Consider the following 16,953-nt stretch of genomic DNA (forward strand, 5'->3'; position numbering starts at 1 on the left):
CGCTGCTTCTAGGCGCGCGAAGTCCCCGTTGATCACTGGGTGAGCCGGTCGGGAGGGGCGCGGATCGGAGATCAGGAGCACCTCGTTGACCCGGCCGGCGCCCGCGGCGTGCACCGAGTGCTCGTGATCTCCGGCGCCGGGTGGAAGCTCGGGACGCCCGCGGGATGTCCCGTGATCACGAGCACCTCATCCACCCGGCCGGCGCCGGCGCCGGACACCCGGTGCCCGTGATCTCGCGAGCCGCGTCAGCGCGGCCCGTCGGGGCCGTCGACGCGACGGGGCACGCGGCGCACGCCGGGCCCGAACTCGTCGTCGGGGTCGTCCGGGCGCACCGGGCGGCGGCGGTCGTCACGCGCCGGCCGGGCCTCGACGGGCACCCGGCGCGGCCGCTCCCGGTCGCGCGGGTCCCGGTCGCGGGGGTCCCGGTCGCGGGGGTCCCGGTCGCGGGGGTCCCGGTCACGGGGATCGCGGTCGCGGGGGTCCCGATCGCGGGGGTCCCGGTCGCGAGGGTCGCGGTCCCGGGGCCGGTCCCGCGGGTCGCGCTCCTTGGGCGGGCGAGGACCGCGGTCCTTCGGCGGACGGTCGCGGGGGTCCCGGTCGCGGGGGTCGCGCTCGCGGGGCGGCCGCTCCCGTGAGGGCCGGTCGCGGGGGTCCGGGCGGGCGTCGGGGTCGAGGTCGTCGTCCGCGCGGCGCCAGGGCTCGACGCGCGAGCGCACGAACCCGAGCCCGAGACAGATCGCGGTGGTGACCGCCAGCGTCGGGAAGGCGTTGACGAGCGGGCCGCCGACGGCGAGCAGCGTCGAGGCGAGCCCGCCCGAGCGGGGCAGCGACCCGGTGGCGGCGACGACCACGGGCACGCCCACGGCCAGCAGCAGCGGTGGCTGGACGAGCGGGACGAACAGGGAGTCGCGCCGGGCCCACGCGGTCGCGAGGATGCAGCCGCCGGCGAAGCAGGCGGTGAACACGACCCCGAGCTCGCCGGAGGTCAGCATGTCGATGGCCAGGCCGGCACCGGTCAGGACCCCCGCGAGCAGCAGCGACCCCCACCACCGCAGCCCGCGCAGTGACCGCACGACGGAGCGTTCGCCGGGGCCGACCGCCCCGGTGCCCGCGGCGTCATCCCGTGTACTGGTCACCCCTCAACGCTAGCGGTCGGCTGATCGGCGGCCGCCCAGCCGCCACCGGCTCCGGCGATCTCCGTGACGTGGACCACCCGAACGGCGTCAGCCGTCGTCCCCCGTCCCGGGGGCGGGCGCCCGGGGCCGGCGTTCCACCTGGTCGGGGCTCTCGAGGTCGGCGGTGGTCACCGACAGGTCGGTGAACCGCCGCGCGCTGACCAGCACCCGCGACTCCAGCGAGCTCACCGTCTCGTTGAACGAGCGCACGCTGCCGTCGAGGGACCGGCCCAGCCGCGCGAGGTGGCCCGAGAGCGTCGCGATCCGCCCGTGCAGCTCGCGCCCGAGCGCGTGCACCTCAGCGGCGTTGCGCGCCAGCGCCTCCTGCCGCCAGGCGTAGGCCACGGTGCGCAGCAGCGCCATCAGCGTCGTCGGGGTGGCGATCACGACGTCGCTGCCGAACGCGTGCTCGAGCAGCGTCGGGTCGGCCTCCAGCGCCGCGGAGAGGAACACCTCGCCGGGCACGAACATCACGACGAACTCGGGCGTCGGGTCGAAGCGGCGCCAGTAGGCCTTGGCGCCGAGGGTGTCGACGTGCGCGCGGACCTGCTTGGCGTGCGCCGCCACCCGCTCGCGCCGGGCGGTGTCGTCGCGCGCCTCGGTGGACTCCAGGTAGGCCGTGAACGGGACCTTCGCGTCGACGACGACCTGCTTGCCGCCCGCCAGGTGCACCACGAGGTCGGGCCGCAGCGCACCGTCGTCGTCGCCGCCGCGGGCGTGGGCCTGGCGGGTGAAGTCGCAGTGCTCGACCATGCCCGCGAGGTCGACGACGCGTTCGAGCTGCAGCTCGCCCCACCGTCCCCGCACGTGCGGGGCGCGCAGCGCACCGACGAGCGCGCGCGTCTCACCGGCCACGCCCTGGGCGCTCGCCGCGACCGCCCCCACCTGCTCGCGCAGCGAGGCGAACGCCGCCTCCCGCTCGCGCTCGGCGCCCGCCATCTGGCGCTCCATGCGCCCGAGCGCCGAGGACACGGGCTCGAGCACGCGGTCGAGCGCGTCGGTGGAGGCGGCCGCGGCGGCCGGGACGATGGCCCGCTCCCGGTCGCGCGCCCCGCGCCGCTCGGCATCGAGCTCGGCCCGCGCCGCCGCCACCTCGGTGCTCGCCCGCCGGACGGCCTCCGACACCGCGGCGTCGCGCCACGCGCGGGCCAGGCGCAGCGCGACCCACGCGCCGACCACCGCGCCCAGCACGAGCCCCAGCAGGAGGCCGACGAGCACCCCGTCCACCGTCATGGGCGTCAGGATGGATCACACCCCCGACAGCGGTGATCCCTCGGGCAGCCGTCATACGCCTCTGGCGGGGCAGCTCCGCTGCGCTACGTGCCCCAGGACTTCTCCATCGCGATCAGCCGGTCCTTGATCTCGAGGCCCCAGCGGTAGCCGCCGAGCCCGCCGCCCCGGCGCACGACGCGGTGGCACGGGACGAACAACGTGGCCGCGTTGCGGACGCACGCCCGGGCCGCGAGCCGGTGGCCCCGCGGGTGCCCGGCGGCCGCGGCCAGCTCGCCGTAGGTCGTCGGGACGCCGGGCGGGACGGCGCGCAGCCGCTCCCAGATCGCGGTCATCGCCGGGCCGCTGATCTGGCGCACCGGGACCGCGGCCGCGGGGCCCGGGTCGCCGGCGTGGAACGCCGTCACCGCCGCCGTCACCGCCCCCAGGTCGGCGCGCCTCGCGGGATCGGCGGGCCGGATGTCGACGTGGACCAGGGCGAGCAGGCCGTCGAGGTCGGCGGTCCAGCCGGACGCGAGCACGGCGCCGTCGTCGTCGACGACCGCGGTGAAGGGGCCGAGCAGGGTCGGAACGGTGGCGTGAGCGGACACGGGGACCTCCAGGTGAGAACGCTGTCACCCTGGTTGGACGCCGCCGGGGCCCGTCCGGATCCCTCGCTGGCAGACTGGGATCCCGTGAGCTTGACCCTCGGCATCGTCGGACTCCCCAACGTGGGCAAGTCGACGATGTTCAACGCCCTGACCCGCAACGACGTCCTGGCTGCGAACTACCCGTTCGCCACCATCGAGCCGAACGTCGGTGTGGTGCCGCTGCGCGACCCCCGGCTCGACCGGCTCGCCGAGATGTTCTCGTCGGAGAAGGTCGTGCCGGCGACGGTGTCGTTCGTCGACATCGCCGGCATCGTCGCGGGCGCCAGCGAGGGCGCCGGGCTGGGCAACAAGTTCCTCGCCAACATCCGCGAGGCCGACGCGATCTGCCAGGTCGTGCGGGTGTTCGCCGACGACGACGTCGTCCACGTCGACGGCCACGTCGACCCGGCCGCCGACATCGAGACGATCGCGACCGAGCTCGTCCTCGCCGACCTGCAGACGATCGAGAAGGCCCTCCCGCGCCTGGAGAAGGAGGCGCGGGTCAAGAAGGAGACCAAGGCCGCCGTCGACGAGATCACGCACGCGCAGTCGGTGCTCAACGAGGGCCGCACCCTCTTCCAGGCCGGGCTCGACTCGCCGCGGCTGCGCGAGCTCAACCTCATGACCGTCAAGCCGTTCCTCTACGTCTTCAACGCCGACGAGCCGGTGCTCACCGACGACGCGCGGCGCAAGGAGCTCGCCGAGCTGGTCGCGCCGGCCGAGTCGGTGTTCCTGGACGCGAAGGTCGAGCAGGAGCTCCTCGAGCTCGACGCCGAGTCGGCCCAGGAGCTGCTCGAGTCGATCGGGCAGCCCGAGCCGGGTCTCGACGCGCTGGCCCGCGCCGGGTTCCGCACCCTCGGCCTGCAGACCTACCTCACCGCCGGTCCCAAGGAGTCGCGGGCCTGGACGATCCGGATCGGCGCGACGGCCCCGGAGGCCGCGGGCGTGATCCACACGGACTTCCAGAAGGGCTTCATCAAGGCCGAGATCGTCTCCTACGACGACCTCGTCGCCGCGGGGTCGATGAACGCGGCGAAGACCGCGGGCAAGGTCCGCATGGAGGGCAAGGACTACGTGATGGCCGACGGCGACGTCGTCGAGTTCCGCTTCAACGTCTGAGGCATGACGCCGAGTACGGGCCGGTGACGCTCGCCGGGTCGGGAGCACCCCCGCCGTCGGCGTCGTGTCTCGGGATGGTGGGCCTGCGGCCTGGTGAGTACCTTCGGGTCCCGTAGCACCGGAAAGTGCTCACAGGGCCGGAGGCCACCGACCGATGACCGTCCCCACCATCGCCCTCCCCGATGGCACCGCGATGCCCGTGCTCGGCGTCGGGACCTGGGGATACGCCGAACAACCGACCCGCCGCCGGGACGAGATCGATTCGCTGCGCGCCGCACTCGACGCCGGGCTGACGATGATCGACACCGCCGAGATGTACGCCGACGGCGGCGCCGAGGAGCTGGTCGGCGAGGCGCTGGCGGCGCGGCGCGACGAGGCGTTCCTCGTGGACAAGGTGCTGCCGTCGGACGCCTCCCGCCACGGCACCGTCGAGGCCTGCGACCGGGCCCTGCGCCGGCTGCGCACCGACCGGATCGACCTCTATCTGCTGCACTGGCGGGGCCGGTACCCGCTGGCGGAGACCGTGGAGGCGTTCGGCGAGCTGCGCGACGCAGGAAAGATCCGTGCCTGGGGTGTGAGCAACCTGGACGTCGACGACCTGGCCGAGCTCGACGAGGTCCCGAGCGGCGACCAGGTGGCCACCGACCAGATCCTGTACAACCTGGTGCGGCGGGGACCGGAGTGGGACCTGCTCCCCTGGGCCGAGCGTCGCGGGCTCCCGCTGATGGCCTACTCGCCCGTCGAGCAGGGGCGACTGCTCGACGAGCCCGCGCTGTGCGAGGTCGCCGACGGGCACGATGCCACGCCCGCCCAGATCGCCATCGCGTGGGTGCTCGACCACCCCGGTGTCAGCGCGATCCCGAAGACCGCGACCCCGGCGCGGATCGCCGAGAACCGGGCCGCGCTCGACGTCGCACTCACCGACGACGACCGGGCCGCGCTCGACGCCGCGTTCCCGCCGCCGGTCCGGAAGCGCCGGCTGGAGATCCTGTAGGTGTCCCCACCGATGGCCGACGAGGCACCGCCGAGCATCGCCGTCACGGGAGCGACGGGGCGGCTCGGCGGACGGGTCGCACGCCTGCTCTCCGGGCGCGGCGTCGCCCAGCGTCTCGCCGTCCGCAGCCCCGACCGCGCGCCGGCACTGGCCGGCGCCGTCCCCGTGCGCTGCGCCTACGACCGGCCCGACCAGGTCACGAGCGCGCTCGAGGGCGTCGACACCGTCCTCATGGTCTCCGGCTCCGAGACCCCCGACCGGGTCGAGCAGCACCGGACCTTCATCGACGCCGCCGCGGGCGCCGGGGTGCACCGGCTCGTCTACATCTCGTTCTTCGGCGCCTCGCCCGACGCCACGTTCACCCTCGCCCGCGACCACTGGGCCACCGAGGAGCACCTGCGCGCGAGCGGGCTCACCACGGTCGTGCTGCGGGACAACTTCTACCTCGACTTCCTGCCCGAGCTCGTCGAGGCCGACGGCGTCATCCGGGGCCCCGCGGGCACCGGGCGGGTCGCCGCCGTCGCCCAGGACGACATCGCCGAGGCCGCCGCCGCGATCCTCGCCGCGCCGCAGGGACACGACGGCGCGACCTACAGCCTCACCGGCCCCGAGGCCCTCACCCTCGACGAGGCCGCCGCCGTCATCGCCCGCCGCACCGGCCGGCCGGTCACCTTCCACGACCAGGGCGTCGACGAGGCGTACGCGTCGCGCGCGGGCCAGGCGCCGGACTGGCAGCTCGACGCGTGGGTGAGCACCTACACCGCCATCGCCGCCGGCGAGCTCGACGGCGTCACCGACGACGTCCCGCGGCTCACGGGGCACCGCGCGCGGTCCCTCGACGAGCTCCTCGCCGCGGCCGGCGAGGCCTAGCAGGCGGCGGTGGCTCTCTGCTACACCGACCCCGAGTGACGGGGGGTCGCCATGGGCCTGGAGAGGGTCACGTCCCGGGACGGCACGCCGATCGCCTGGTGGCGCAGCGGCGAGGGGCCGCCGCTGGTGCTGGTGCACGGGACCTCCGCCGACCACAGCCGCTGGGCGCCCGTCCTGCCGGCGTTCGAGCAGCACCACACGGTCTGCGCGGTCGATCGCCGCGGACGCGGCGGGAGCGGCGACGCGGAGGACTACGCGCTCGAGCGGGAGTTCGAGGACGTGGCCGCCGTCGTGGACGCGCTGGGGGAGCCGGTGGTCCTGCTCGGGCAGTCGCACGGCGGGCTGTGCGCGCTCGAGGCCGCCCTGCGCACCCGGAACCTCCGGGCCCTGGTGCTCTACGAGCCCCCGGTCGGTGGGGCGACCGCGAGGGCCGAGATCATCGAGCGGCTCGAGGCCCTGCTGGCGGCGGGCGACCGGGACGAGGTGGTGGCGACCATGGCCCGCGAGATCGCGGGCGTGCCGCCGGAGGTCGTGGAGGCCTCGCGGTCGCTGCCCGTGTGGCGGGCGCGGGTGGCGACGGCGCACACGATCCCGCGGGAGCTGCGGGCGGCCACGGCGTACCGGTTCGACCCGGAGCGCTTCGGTGAGCTGGCGGTGCCGACGCTGCTGCTCACCGGGAGCGAGAGCACGCCCGAGCTCCGGCGGGCCACCGAGGCCGTGGACGCGGCCCTGCCGGACTCCCGCGTCGTCGTGATGCAGGGTCAGGGGCACGTCGCCATGGACACCGGGACCGACCTCTTCACCGCCGAGGTCCTCGGGTTCACCGCGAGCCCCTGACGGTCAGAACGGCGGGCGCTCGCCCGCGGCGTCGAAGAGGCTGACGTGCACCGCGAGCATCTCGTCGCCCCGATCGGGAGCGTGCGCGACCGAGCGCCAGCGGTCGAGGTCGTCCTGCGACGCCCAGCGCTCGAAGTTGTTGATCCGCCCCGGGTCGACCGAGTCGGCGGTGATCGCCACGTCCAGGCACCCCGGCGCCGCGCGCGCCCGCCGCACGAGGTCGGCGAACTCGGCGACCAGCGCGTCGCGGCGCTCCGGGGCGACCTGGACGTGTCCCGCGATGATGAGCATCGCCTGATCCTACGGTAGGACTCGACAGTCCTACAGAGGTCAGCGCCAGCCGAGCTCCGGGGCGAGGTGGGTGAGCACGCTCTCGACGACGTGGGCGTTGTAGTCGACGCCCAGCTGGTTGGGCACCGTGAGCAGCAGCGTGTCCGCGGCCGCGATGGCCTCGTCCTCGGCCAGCTCGGCGACGAGCTTGTCGGGCTCGCCCGCGTAGGTCTTGCCGAAGCGGGCGTCGCCGCCGTCGAGGTGGCCGACCTGGTCGGTCGAGTGCCGCTCGCGCCAGAAGAGCTGGCGGTCGAGGTCGCTGACGATCGGGAAGATGCTGCGGCTGACCGACACGCGCGGCTCGCGCTCGTGCCCGGCGGCCGCCCAGGCGTCGCGGAAGCGCTGGATCTGCTCGGCCTGCAGGCGGTGGAACGGCACGCCGGTGTCCTCGGTGAGCAGCGTCGAGCTCATGAGGTTCATGCCCTGCTCGGCCGTCCACTCCGCGGTGGCGCGGCTGCCGGCGCCCCACCAGATGCGCTCACGCAGCCCCGGCGCGTACGGCTCCAGGCGCAGGAGACCGGGGGGGTTGGCGAACATCGGGCGGGGGTTGGGCTGGGCGAACCCCTCGCCCTTCAGCACGTCGAGGAAGAGCTGGGTGTGGTTGCGCGCCATCTCGGCGTCGCTGGAGCCGTCCTGCGGCACGTGGCCGAAGTAGCGGTAGCCGTCGATGACCTGCTCGGGGGAGCCGCGGCTGATGCCCAGCTGCAGGCGCCCGCCGGAGATCAGATCGGCGGCGCCGGCGTCCTCGGCCATGTAGAGCGGGTTCTCGTAACGCATGTCGATCACGCCGGTGCCGAGCTCGATCCGGCTCGTCCTCGCCGCGGCGGCCGCGAGCAGCGGGAACGGCGACGCGAGCTGGCGGGCGAAGTGGTGCACGCGGAAGTACGCGCCGTCGGCGCCCGCCTCCTCGGCGGCCACGGCCAGGTCGATCGACTGCAGCAGGGCGTCCTGGGCGGAGCGCACCATCGACTGCGACGACGGCGACCAGTGACCGAAGGAGAGGAACCCAATCTTCTTCACGCTTCAACCAACGACCGCGCGCGCGGCGGCATTCCGGCGCCCGGTGAGCTCAGCCCGGGTCCATGACGACTCCGCGGCCCCGGGACTCGACAGCTCAGTGCGGCGGGATCCAGCGACGTGCCGCGCGGGTCAGGGCCGTGGGCGGCGGATGCCACGGCCGCCGGTCGTCCACCGGCCACGCGTAGCAGGGCACGCCGTCGGCGAGGAGGTCGCGCACCGCGGGCTCGCCGAGCTCGATCGCCGACCAGTCGTAGAGCTCGCGCAGGCGCGGCTGGATCACGCCGACGTCGAGCAGGCGCCCCCACGGGTTCTCGGCGGCGACGTGGCGCTCGACGTCGTCGCCGAGGGGGTAGGTGTCGGGCAGGACCCGGGAGATCGCGAGGAAGAGTCCGGTCATCCGCACCCGGGGATCGCCGAGCAGCGGCCCGATCGGTGCGAGACGACCGAGGGCGAGGCGCGGCGCAGACACCAGCGCGTGGGCGTAGAGCACCCGCAGCAGCACGAGGTTGATGAAGAACCGCTCGGTGCGGCTCTCCTGCTCGGCGAGGTCGCGGTGCTCCAGGAAGGCGGCGGCGATGCTGACGTTGTGCGCGCGGTACCACCGGGGTGCCGTCGGGTGGCGGATGAACTCCAGGGTCGGGAGCGCGGTCGCCGTGCCGCCGGCGGGATCGTGGCCGTCGTCGAGCGCGCGCGCCTCCCACCCGTCGCGCAGCAGCCGCTCGTTCACCGCGCGCCACCACGGGCTCCCCGCCCGCGGGCCGTGCGGCGGGCGCAGGAGCCCGCGGCGCACCTGCCACCGCGTGAACGCGACCGCGCCGCGGCGGTAGGGCAGAAAGGTGGCGTCCTCACCGCGGTAGAGCCGGTGCATCAGCGCGAGCCGGGCCGCCGGGTCGTCGCGGACCGCCTCCACCCTCGCCCGGGCGAGCTCCGCCGCCGTCGCCACCGCGCCATCCTCCCGTTCCCGGGGCCTTGACGGCCGCACCCGGGCGCCTGATCGTGCACCGATCATCGTGGGCTCGAGGAGGAGTGCCGTGGCGCAGCAGGACTTCGACGTGGTGTCCGACGGGTGGTCCTACCTGGAGTGCCCGCGGTGGCACGAGGGGCGGCTCTGGGTCTCGGACTTCTACACCGAGCGGGTGGTCGCGATCGACCCCGGCGGCGGCCACGAGGTGATCGCCGAGGTGCCCCAGCAGCCGTCGGGGCTGGGCTTCCTGCCCGACGGGCGCCTCCTGATCGTCTCGATGCGCGACCGGAAGATCCTGCGCCGCGAGCACGACGGGTCGCTGGTGGAGCACGCCGACCTCTCCGGGCTCGTCGACGCGATGCTCAACGACATGGTCGTCGACGCCTCCGGCGGTGCGTACGTGGGCAACTTCGGCTTCGACCTCATGGGCGGCGCGCCGCTGGCCCGCACGACGCTGACCCACGTCGCCCCCGACGGCACGCCGCGCACCATCGCCGACGACCTGCTCTTCCCCAACGGCATGGTGCTGTTCGACCGCGTCCTCGTCGTCGCCGAGACCTTCGGCGCGCGCCTGACCGCGTTCGACGTCGCCGAGGACGGCGGCCTCGCGCGGCGCCGCGACTGGGCGCGGTTCGCGCCGCCCCCGGTCACCGACGACGTCGGCGAGGCCCTCGGCGGCCTCACCGTCGCGCCCGACGGGCTGGGGGGCGACGCCGAAGGGGCGATCTGGGTCTCCGACGCCCTGCACCAGCGGGTCCTGCGCGTCGCCGAGGGCGGCACGGTCCTCGAGGAGCGCCCGACCGGCGGCCTCGGCGTCTACGCCTGCATGCTCGGCGGCGACGACGGCCGGACGCTCTACGCCTGCGCGGCACCCTCGTTCGCCGAGCACGAGCGCCGCCCGGTGCGCGAGGCGGTCCTGCTCGCCACCCGGGTCGACGTGCCGCACGCGGGGATGCCGTAGGCACGTGAGTGGAATGGGTCGCTATCGCGACCCATTCCACTCACTGGCCGCAGGCCCTCGACAGGAAGGGCGGCGAGCCGGCTGCCCTCGACGCCGCCGGGGTCGACGCGGCGCAGGTCGGCGGCGGGCACCGCGAGACGCGCGTGCGGGAAGTCGGTGACGAGGACGTCGACGGCGGCGGCGAGCTCGGTGCGCGCGAGGTGGATGCCCGCGCACACGTGCGGCCCGGCGCCGAAGGCGAGCCCGCTGCCCGGGCCGGCGCCGGGGTCGTCCGCCAGCCCGGCGAGGTCGACGAGGACGGGGGTGCGGGGCGCGAGCACGAGGCCCGCGAGCTCGACCTCCTCGGTGGTGAAGCGCCACAGCGTGAACGGTGCCGGCGGGTCGCGGCGCAGGACGTCGTCGACGAGCGCCGCCGTGTCGGACGGCGGGCCCTCGACCAGCACGCGCGCCAGCAGGAAGCCCAGCGCGATGTCGGTGGTCAGCTGGCCCGCGAAGATCAGGGCGAAGAGCAGGTAGTGCACCTGGTCGTCGGTCACGGACGCCGGCAGGCGCCCGCGCAGCTCGCGGGCGAGGCCGTCGTGCTCCATCGCGGCGGCGCCGAGCCGGGCGAAGGCGCCCATCGCCGCCGCCGCGTCGGCCTCGTCGCCGAACATCCGCCGGCAGGCGTCGACGGCGTCGTCGATCATGGTGCGCGGCAGGCCCAGGAGGTCGCCGACGACCGTGAGCGGGTAGCGGGTGGTGAAGTCGGCGGTGAGGTCGGCCTCGTCGCCCAGTGCCGTGAGCAGGTCGCGGGCGGCGTCGCGCATCGCGCCGGCCCGCGCGCGCATCCGGCGCGGCGAGAGCATCGGGGCGTGCGCGCGGCGCAGCGCGGCGTGGACCCCGCCCTCGGCGGTGGTCAGCGACAGGGCGTCGGCGGCGGTCGGCTCGAGGCCGGCGGTCCGCGGCTCCCAGTCCGGCGGGGCGAGGGCGGTGTCCTTGACGATGCGCCGGTCGCCGAGGACCGCCCGGGCGAGCGCCGCGGTGGTCACCACGGCGACCGGGCCGCCGGCCGGGGCCTCGGTGACGACCACCGGCCCGGCGGCGCGCAGCGCGTCGCGGCCGGGGTAGGGCTCGTCCGGCCGGCGGGTCCCGCCCGCGAACGGGCAGGTGCCGTGCGAAGATTGCTGCGTCATGCAGAGACTGTGACACACATTCGCTGCACTGTGCAGCTAAATCGGGGAGGTGACGATGGAGCCCGCGGAGGTCGTGGCCGCGCTCGCGGCGTGGAGCGTGCGGCTCGTGCAGTTCAACGGGCACGTCGCCGGGCAGCTCGGCGTGGGGACCACCGAGCTGCAGTGCCTCTACGAGCTCGCGCAGCACGGACCGGCCACGCCGGGAGCGCTGGCCGCGCGGCTGAACCTGACCACCGGCTCGGCGTCGCGGATGGTCGAGCGCCTGCACGCCGGCGGGCACGTCCACCGGGTCGCCGACCCGGCCGACCGCCGCCGCGTGCTCGTCGAGCCGGACCCGGCGTCGCTCGCGCGGATCGGTGCGGTCTACGGGCCGCTCAACGAGCGCCTGGCCGACCTGCTGGCGGGCACGGACCCCGCCGAGCTCGACCGCATGGGCGCGTTCCTCGCCGCCGCGGAGGAGCGCACCGACGCGCTCATCCGGGAGCTGTGAGCGGGGTGTCCGCCGGCAGCGTCGCGGGCAGGCCGGCGCGGGCCACGTGCTCGGCGCCGATGAACGCGGTGACCTCGGCGATCCGCCCGTCGGTGGCGAGCGTCAGGACGTCGAGGACCATGCCCCGCCACACCTGCGCGTCCTCGTCCCACGTGTAGCAGCCGACGGCGAGCTGGCCGTTGGCGCGCGCGGGCACGTGGCGCCACGGGGTGACCAGCGGCCCGGCGTGCAGGAACGCGCCGACGGCCGGCAGCCCGCGGAACCAGACGGCGTTCGGGGGCATCGCCCACGTGACGTCCGCGGTGAGCAGGCCGACCAGCGCCTCGGCGTCACCCGCCTCCAGCGCGGCGGTGTAGCGCGCGACGGTGGCGCGCAGCTGCGCGTCGGACAGCGCGCGCAGCGTGCGCTGCTGGCTGGGTCCGGTGACCTTGGCGGCCAGCGTGGCGCGGGCGCGCTGCACGGCGCTGTTCACCGACGCCGTCGTCGTCGCCATCATCTCGGCCACCTCCGCGGCCGAGAAGCCCAGCACCGTCGTGAGCAGCAGCGCGGCGCGCTGGTTGCCCGCCAGGTGCTGCAGGGCCGCGACGAAGGCGAGCTCGACGGTCTCGCGCTCCTGCACCGTCGCGTCCGGGTCGTCGGGGTAGGGGCCGAGCCAGGCGATCTCGGTGCGCGGCGGGTCGTCCCCGACGACCTCGCTCGACGGGCCGAGGTCCATCGGCAGGGCGCGCCGCCCCCGCCGCCCGGCGGTGTCGAGGCTGGTGCGGGTGGCCACCGTGTGGAGCCACGACCGCAGCGCGCCGGGGCGGTCCGGCCGGACCTCGAAGCGGTCGATCGCCCGCCAGGCCCGCAGCAGCGCGTCCTGCAGCGCGTCGTCGGCGTCGTGGACCGAGCCGAGCATGCGGTAGCAGTGGGCGTGCAGCTCGCGGCGCAGCGGCGCGACCAGCCGGGCGAACGCCTCGTCGTCGCCGGCCCGCGCGCGCTCGAGATCCGGATCCACGGACGCCGTCATGGTGGTGGAGTCTGCCGCGCGGGGCCGACATCGCCGAGCCCCGCCGGGCGCGGCGTCACCCGCCGCAACCGGTCCCGGACCGCTCGGCCGACGCCCCTGCCCCGCCCGGACGCACCGCTCGACGCCGCGTGCTGTCATCCGGGGACTGCTGACTCGGGTGGGGGACGTCCGTGCCTAGTCTGTCTCCGTGCGCTCGGAGCGGTGGTCGTCCCGGACCGCGGACCTGACGCTCCCCGAGCGGGTGGCGTGGGTCCTCGGCGACGACGACGGCCGCCCGCTGTCCACGCTCACCGAGCCGGCGGGCCTGCTCGTGGCCGCCGCGATGGTGGAGCTGCTGCTCGACGCCTCCCTGCTCGACGCGGGCACGGCCTACCGCCGGGGGCCGGTCGAGGTCACCGATCCGCTGCTGCGCTGGGTCGGCGAGGGGCTCGTCGCGCGCGGCGGCGCGAAGGCCGACCTGCAGCACGCCGTGACGGGCCCGCGCGGGGCGCAGATGATCCGCCGGACCATGGACCGCCTGGTCGAGCGCGGGCTCGCGGCCCGCGAGCCGCGGCGGGTGTTCGGCTACCTGGCCATGCCGGTGTTCGGGTCCGCGCTGCGCGTGTACGACGTCGACGCGCTGCACCACGACCGCGCGGCCGTCCGCGCCGTCCTCGAGGGCGACGAGGACCCGGACGAGGCCGTCGCGATGCTCGTCGTGCTGCTGCACCACGGCCGGCGCGTGCGCGAGCTGAGCCCGTCGGACCCGACGCGGGCGGGGCGCCGGGCGCGGGCCATCGCCGACGGGCGGCACGTGCCGCTCGGGGTCGCGCAGGACATCCGCCGGCTCGTCTCGCCCACCGTCGGGGCGGTCCTCGCGGCCCTCACGGCGACGACGGTGATCGGTTCGGACCACTGATCGCGTCCGGGTGGCTGCACTCGGCCGATTCCCTCGACCGGACCCCCTGTCGCGCGGCGCGAAACGGATTACGGTAGGGCATCCGACCGGGCGCAGAGGGCCCGGGGCCGGGGAGGGGAGCTTCCCATGACGTCCACCAGCCCTCCTGAGGGCCTGCCCGTCCTCGAGGCCGGCGCACACCGCGACGCGGAGGCCGGCAGCTGTCTCATGGAGTACGTCAGCGTGCTCGCCGGTGAACGCTTCACCGACCGCCCACGCTGCACCCATCCCGCGCTGGCGGCGGTGGCGTGGCAGGTCAACGACGCGGTGTCGTCGTCGGCCCGCCAGCAGCTGGGCACCCGCGCGGTGACGCTGATCGGTCTCGGCCGCGACTCCGGGGTCGAGGTCCGGCCGATCGTCCTCGCGACGATCGCCCGCGCCGGCCTCGCGATCGATCCCGCCAACCGCTTCTTCCCGCGCCTGCAGCGCAAGCTCGAGCGCCGTGCCGAGGTCCGGCCGCGGCGCCGGGGCCGGGGCGAGGAGGGCGACGGCGGGCGCCTGGCGACGCTGCTGCACGTCGGGCCGGTCAACCACGCGTGCGCCCACCTGCTCGTGGCCGCCCGCGTGGCCGATCTCGACGCCGACGCCCGCGACCGGATGCTCGTCGCGCTGCTCGACGACACCGTCGCCGCCGTGCGGGACGCCGAGCGCGCGCGCCGCGCCGAGCGCGACGTGCGCCCGGCCGTCACGACGGGCTAGCCGACCCCGACGCAGACCAGCGGCTCGAGGCAGACGCCCAGGCCGCCGCCCGAGGAGCCGTTCGACGACCCGCCCGACGAGCCGCCGGACCGGCCCCCGTTGCTCGACGGCGCCTGCCCGGACGAGCCCGAGCCCCCCGATCCGGAGCCGGAGCCGCCCGAGCTCGCGCCGCCGGAGCCGTTCGCGCCGCCCGACGACGCGGAGCCCGAGCCGCCGGACGACCGCGCGCCCCCGTCGCCCGCCGGCGCCGAGCGGGCCGTGCGGGGGGCGTCGGACGCGGCGCCCGCGGTGCGGGGCGCGTCGCTCGCGGCGCCCACCGGGCTGGGAGCCACCGGCGGCACCACCGGGGCGGGGGCGCCGGGCGTCGTCCCGGGCGGCGGCGGGCCCGCCGGGGTGGCCGAGCTCTGGACGGCCGGGGCGGGCGCCGCGTCCGGGACGGACCCCGGCGTGGACTCGGAGAGCGTGCCGGGCGCGAGGTAGCCGACCTGGGCGGAGCCCAGCATCACGACCGCGCCGACCAGCGCCGCGAACAGCACCTTCTTCACCACGGCGGCCTCCACCCACGTCGTCCCGGACGATCTCCGCGATCCGGGCAGCCGGACATCGCGGGCGACACCGGGCTCGTGACCTGCGACGACGCGGTCTCGCCCGAACGCGCAGGCGGATCACCCGCGAGGACGCGTCACCTCGACCCAGCGCGGTCGGCGGCGTCCGGACGGGCGATGTGGATCGTGCTCGATCGTGTCCCGCGCGACCGGCTCGTCCGGCGGACCGCCTCGTCGATCATGCGGTGCTCCGCGCGCCCGATCGCCGCGTGGCGAGGGGCGGGTGATCGCCCCCGGTGCTCCGCGCGGGCGATGACGTCGACCCGGCGGAGCACCGGGAGCGATCATGACCTTGGCCTGCCGCCTGCCGCCGCCTTGACCGCGCGGCGGGTTCCGGCGAAGGGTGCCCCTCGCTCGTCTAGTCGACCGAAGGTGCCCTTCGCTCGACACCGGGACCAGCACCACCAGCGCCCCGGCTCCGGAACACGAGCGGCGCCGCGAGGAGCCCCGCCACCGCGGCGACGAGGAACGCCGCCGCGCCGCCGGCGGCGCCCAGCACCGCGGACAGGGCCGCCGCGCCGAGGCCCGTACCGGCGTCGTACGCGGTGTTCCACCAGGTGCTCGCCGCGCCGGAGCGGGTCGGGCCGGCGCGGGCGAACAGCGCGAGCAGGGTGTCGCTCTGCACCGCGCCGAAGCCCAGGCCGACCAGGGCCGCGCCCGCGAGCACGGCCACGGCCAGCGCCGACCCGCCGAGCGCCACCACGAGCGCGCCGACCGCGACGACGCCGAGCCCGACGAGCGTGAGGGCCGGGGTGCGGACGCGCGCGCCGGGCCGGTCGGCGAGCTCGCCGGCGATCCCGCGCCCGGCGAGCTGGCCCGCGGTGAGGACGGCGAGCGCGATCGCCGCGGTGGCCGTGCCGCCGGCGAGCCCCGTCGGCGCCCACAGCGGCAGCACCGTGATCACCCCGCCCGCGGCGGCCGCCGACACGACCATCGCCGTCCACGGGGGCAGCGCGACGCCGGCGGGCAGCGAGCCGGACCGGTCGCGGGGCGCGGCGCGCGTGGTGGGCAGGCGCGCGCAGCAGAGCGCCGAGACCAGCGGCATCGCGGCGCCGGCGAGCAGCACGACGGCCGGGTCGAGCACCTCGTACGCCCACACCCCGCCGCTGAGCAGCACGAGCTGGGGCAGGCCGACCGCCACGCCGTAGAGGCCGACGGCGCGCCCGCGCCGCGACGGCGGGGCGAGGTCGGCGACGAGCGCGGCGCCGGTCACCGTGACCAGCCCGAACCCGATCCCGCGCACGACGGCCACCGCGAACAGCACCCACAGCGCCGACGTCACCACGAGCAGCACCGCCGGCGCCCCCCAGCGCCACCGCGCCGGCCACGAGGGCCGCCCGCGGCCCGGTGCGCCGCAGCACCGCCGGGACGGTGAGCTGCGCGGCGACGGTGGCCGCCATGAACACGCCCGTCGTGGCGCCCGCCGCGGCCGGGCTCGCCCCGCCGGCCGCGGCGTGCACCGGCACCACGGGCAGCAGCAGCGCGTAGCCGCCGAAGGCGAGGACCGTCGCGACGAGGACCGCGACGAACGGGGCGGACCACAGGTCCGCCGGGCGGGCCTCGCTCAGAGGATCACGACGCGCCGCGCGCGTCGAGCTCCGCGGAGATCTTGGCGGCCAGGTCGGTGTCCTTGGCCGTCAGCCCGCCCTCGGAGTGCGTCGACAGCTTGAACTTCAGGCTGTTGTAGCGGATGTCCATGTCGGGGTGGTGGTTGTCCGCCTCCGCGAGCTCGGCGACCGCGTCGACGGCGGCGATCGCCTCCGGGAAGCTCGGCAGCTTCGCGAACCGCACGATGGTGGCCTCGTCCTCGCGCTGCCAGCCGGGCAGGTCCTTCAGGGCGTCGGCGATCGCGTCCTCGCTCAGGAGTTCAGCCATGCCCGGATCCTGACACGACGCGGCGGGCGCCACACTG

The 16,953-nt window shown here is 76.0% G+C and carries 19 protein-coding genes; 8 read left to right on the forward strand and 11 right to left on the reverse strand.

Annotated elements, in window-relative coordinates; translation table 11 throughout:
• Positions 1-245 precede the first annotated feature (245 nt).
• From ACFPK1_RS21505 to ACFPK1_RS21515, 3 genes are all read right to left on the reverse strand, one after another.
• Entirely contained in the window at positions 246-1,136 is an 891-nt protein-coding gene (locus ACFPK1_RS21505; RefSeq protein WP_378022989.1) for a DUF6542 domain-containing protein, read from the reverse strand.
• An 87-nt stretch (positions 1,137-1,223) separates the two neighbouring features.
• Positions 1,224-2,408, reverse strand: coding sequence for a DNA recombination protein RmuC (locus ACFPK1_RS21510; RefSeq protein ID WP_378022990.1), 1,185 nt, complete (start codon positions 2,406-2,408; stop codon positions 1,224-1,226).
• A gap of 83 nt (positions 2,409-2,491) precedes the next feature.
• The gene (locus tag ACFPK1_RS21515; protein ID WP_378022991.1) at positions 2,492-2,995 is read right to left on the reverse strand and encodes a methylated-DNA--[protein]-cysteine S-methyltransferase; all 504 of its coding nucleotides are present in this window, start codon (positions 2,993-2,995) and stop codon (positions 2,492-2,494) included.
• A gap of 84 nt (positions 2,996-3,079) precedes the next feature.
• Between ACFPK1_RS21515 and ychF the strand changes: the two genes are divergently transcribed.
• From ychF to ACFPK1_RS21535, 4 genes are all read left to right on the forward strand, one after another.
• On the forward strand, positions 3,080-4,153 hold the full coding sequence (ychF, locus tag ACFPK1_RS21520) for a redox-regulated ATPase YchF (protein WP_378022992.1): 1,074 nt from the start codon (positions 3,080-3,082) through the stop codon (positions 4,151-4,153).
• 154 nt (positions 4,154-4,307) lie between these two features.
• Entirely contained in the window at positions 4,308-5,147 is an 840-nt protein-coding gene (locus ACFPK1_RS21525) for an aldo/keto reductase (protein ID WP_378022993.1), read from the forward strand.
• Positions 5,148-5,159: 12 nt separating this feature from the next.
• A complete protein-coding gene (locus tag ACFPK1_RS21530; protein WP_378022994.1) occupies positions 5,160-6,017 on the forward strand; it encodes an SDR family oxidoreductase in 858 nt (285 codons plus the stop codon).
• A gap of 51 nt (positions 6,018-6,068) precedes the next feature.
• The gene (locus tag ACFPK1_RS21535) at positions 6,069-6,854 is read left to right on the forward strand and encodes an alpha/beta fold hydrolase (RefSeq protein WP_378022995.1); all 786 of its coding nucleotides are present in this window, start codon (positions 6,069-6,071) and stop codon (positions 6,852-6,854) included.
• Between the two features lie 3 nt (positions 6,855-6,857).
• Here the strand turns inward: ACFPK1_RS21535 and ACFPK1_RS21540 are convergent, their stop codons facing one another.
• The 3 genes from ACFPK1_RS21540 to ACFPK1_RS21550 form a co-directional block, all read right to left on the reverse strand.
• A complete protein-coding gene (locus ACFPK1_RS21540; protein ID WP_378022996.1) occupies positions 6,858-7,145 on the reverse strand; it encodes a putative quinol monooxygenase in 288 nt (95 codons plus the stop codon).
• 39 nt (positions 7,146-7,184) lie between these two features.
• The gene (locus tag ACFPK1_RS21545) at positions 7,185-8,204 is read right to left on the reverse strand and encodes an LLM class flavin-dependent oxidoreductase (RefSeq protein WP_378022997.1); all 1,020 of its coding nucleotides are present in this window, start codon (positions 8,202-8,204) and stop codon (positions 7,185-7,187) included.
• Between the two features lie 94 nt (positions 8,205-8,298).
• A complete protein-coding gene (locus tag ACFPK1_RS21550) occupies positions 8,299-9,147 on the reverse strand; it encodes a hypothetical protein (protein ID WP_378022998.1) in 849 nt (282 codons plus the stop codon).
• An 88-nt stretch (positions 9,148-9,235) separates the two neighbouring features.
• Here ACFPK1_RS21550 and ACFPK1_RS21555 point away from each other — a divergent pair, with 88 nt between their 5' ends.
• Positions 9,236-10,129: an SMP-30/gluconolactonase/LRE family protein gene (locus tag ACFPK1_RS21555; RefSeq protein WP_378022999.1), complete on the forward strand. Its 894-nt coding sequence runs from the start codon at positions 9,236-9,238 to the stop codon at positions 10,127-10,129.
• On the opposite strand, the gene ACFPK1_RS21560 is transcribed toward ACFPK1_RS21555, so the two are convergent.
• Positions 10,024-11,301: a cytochrome P450 family protein gene (locus tag ACFPK1_RS21560; RefSeq protein WP_378023000.1), complete on the reverse strand. Its 1,278-nt coding sequence runs from the start codon at positions 11,299-11,301 to the stop codon at positions 10,024-10,026. The genes ACFPK1_RS21555 and ACFPK1_RS21560 overlap by 106 nt on opposite strands.
• Positions 11,302-11,356: 55 nt before the next feature.
• Here ACFPK1_RS21560 and ACFPK1_RS21565 point away from each other — a divergent pair, with 55 nt between their 5' ends.
• Positions 11,357-11,791: a MarR family winged helix-turn-helix transcriptional regulator gene (locus ACFPK1_RS21565; protein WP_378023001.1), complete on the forward strand. Its 435-nt coding sequence runs from the start codon at positions 11,357-11,359 to the stop codon at positions 11,789-11,791.
• Here the strand turns inward: ACFPK1_RS21565 and ACFPK1_RS21570 are convergent.
• Positions 11,775-12,800 carry a sigma-70 family RNA polymerase sigma factor gene (locus ACFPK1_RS21570; RefSeq protein WP_378023002.1) on the reverse strand — a complete coding sequence of 342 codons (1,026 nt, stop codon included), beginning with the start codon at positions 12,798-12,800 and terminating at the stop codon, positions 11,775-11,777. The two genes, ACFPK1_RS21565 and ACFPK1_RS21570, sit on opposite strands and share 17 nt — an antisense overlap.
• A gap of 187 nt (positions 12,801-12,987) precedes the next feature.
• On the opposite strand from ACFPK1_RS21570, the gene ACFPK1_RS21575 reads away from it, so the two are divergent.
• Together ACFPK1_RS21575 and ACFPK1_RS21580 are read left to right on the forward strand one after the other, a co-directional pair.
• Positions 12,988-13,698 carry a GPP34 family phosphoprotein gene (locus ACFPK1_RS21575; RefSeq protein WP_378023003.1) on the forward strand — a complete coding sequence of 237 codons (711 nt, stop codon included), beginning with the start codon at positions 12,988-12,990 and terminating at the stop codon, positions 13,696-13,698.
• 126 nt (positions 13,699-13,824) lie between these two features.
• Positions 13,825-14,436, forward strand: coding sequence for a hypothetical protein (locus tag ACFPK1_RS21580; RefSeq protein ID WP_378023004.1), 612 nt, complete (start codon positions 13,825-13,827; stop codon positions 14,434-14,436).
• Here the strand turns inward: ACFPK1_RS21580 and ACFPK1_RS21585 are convergent.
• From ACFPK1_RS21585 to ACFPK1_RS21595, 3 genes are all read right to left on the reverse strand, one after another.
• Entirely contained in the window at positions 14,433-14,996 is a 564-nt protein-coding gene (locus tag ACFPK1_RS21585) for a hypothetical protein (protein ID WP_378023005.1), read from the reverse strand. The genes ACFPK1_RS21580 and ACFPK1_RS21585 overlap by 4 nt on opposite strands.
• 403 nt (positions 14,997-15,399) lie before the next feature.
• Entirely contained in the window at positions 15,400-16,335 is a 936-nt protein-coding gene (locus ACFPK1_RS21590) for an MFS transporter (protein ID WP_378023006.1), read from the reverse strand.
• Positions 16,336-16,613: 278 nt separating this feature from the next.
• A complete protein-coding gene (locus ACFPK1_RS21595) occupies positions 16,614-16,916 on the reverse strand; it encodes a 4a-hydroxytetrahydrobiopterin dehydratase (protein ID WP_378023007.1) in 303 nt (100 codons plus the stop codon).
• Between the last annotated feature and the right edge of the window lie 37 nt (positions 16,917-16,953).

Source organism: Actinomycetospora rhizophila (assembly GCF_042657905.1).
Taxonomy (GTDB): Bacteria; Actinomycetota; Actinomycetes; order Mycobacteriales; family Pseudonocardiaceae; genus Actinomycetospora; species Actinomycetospora rhizophila.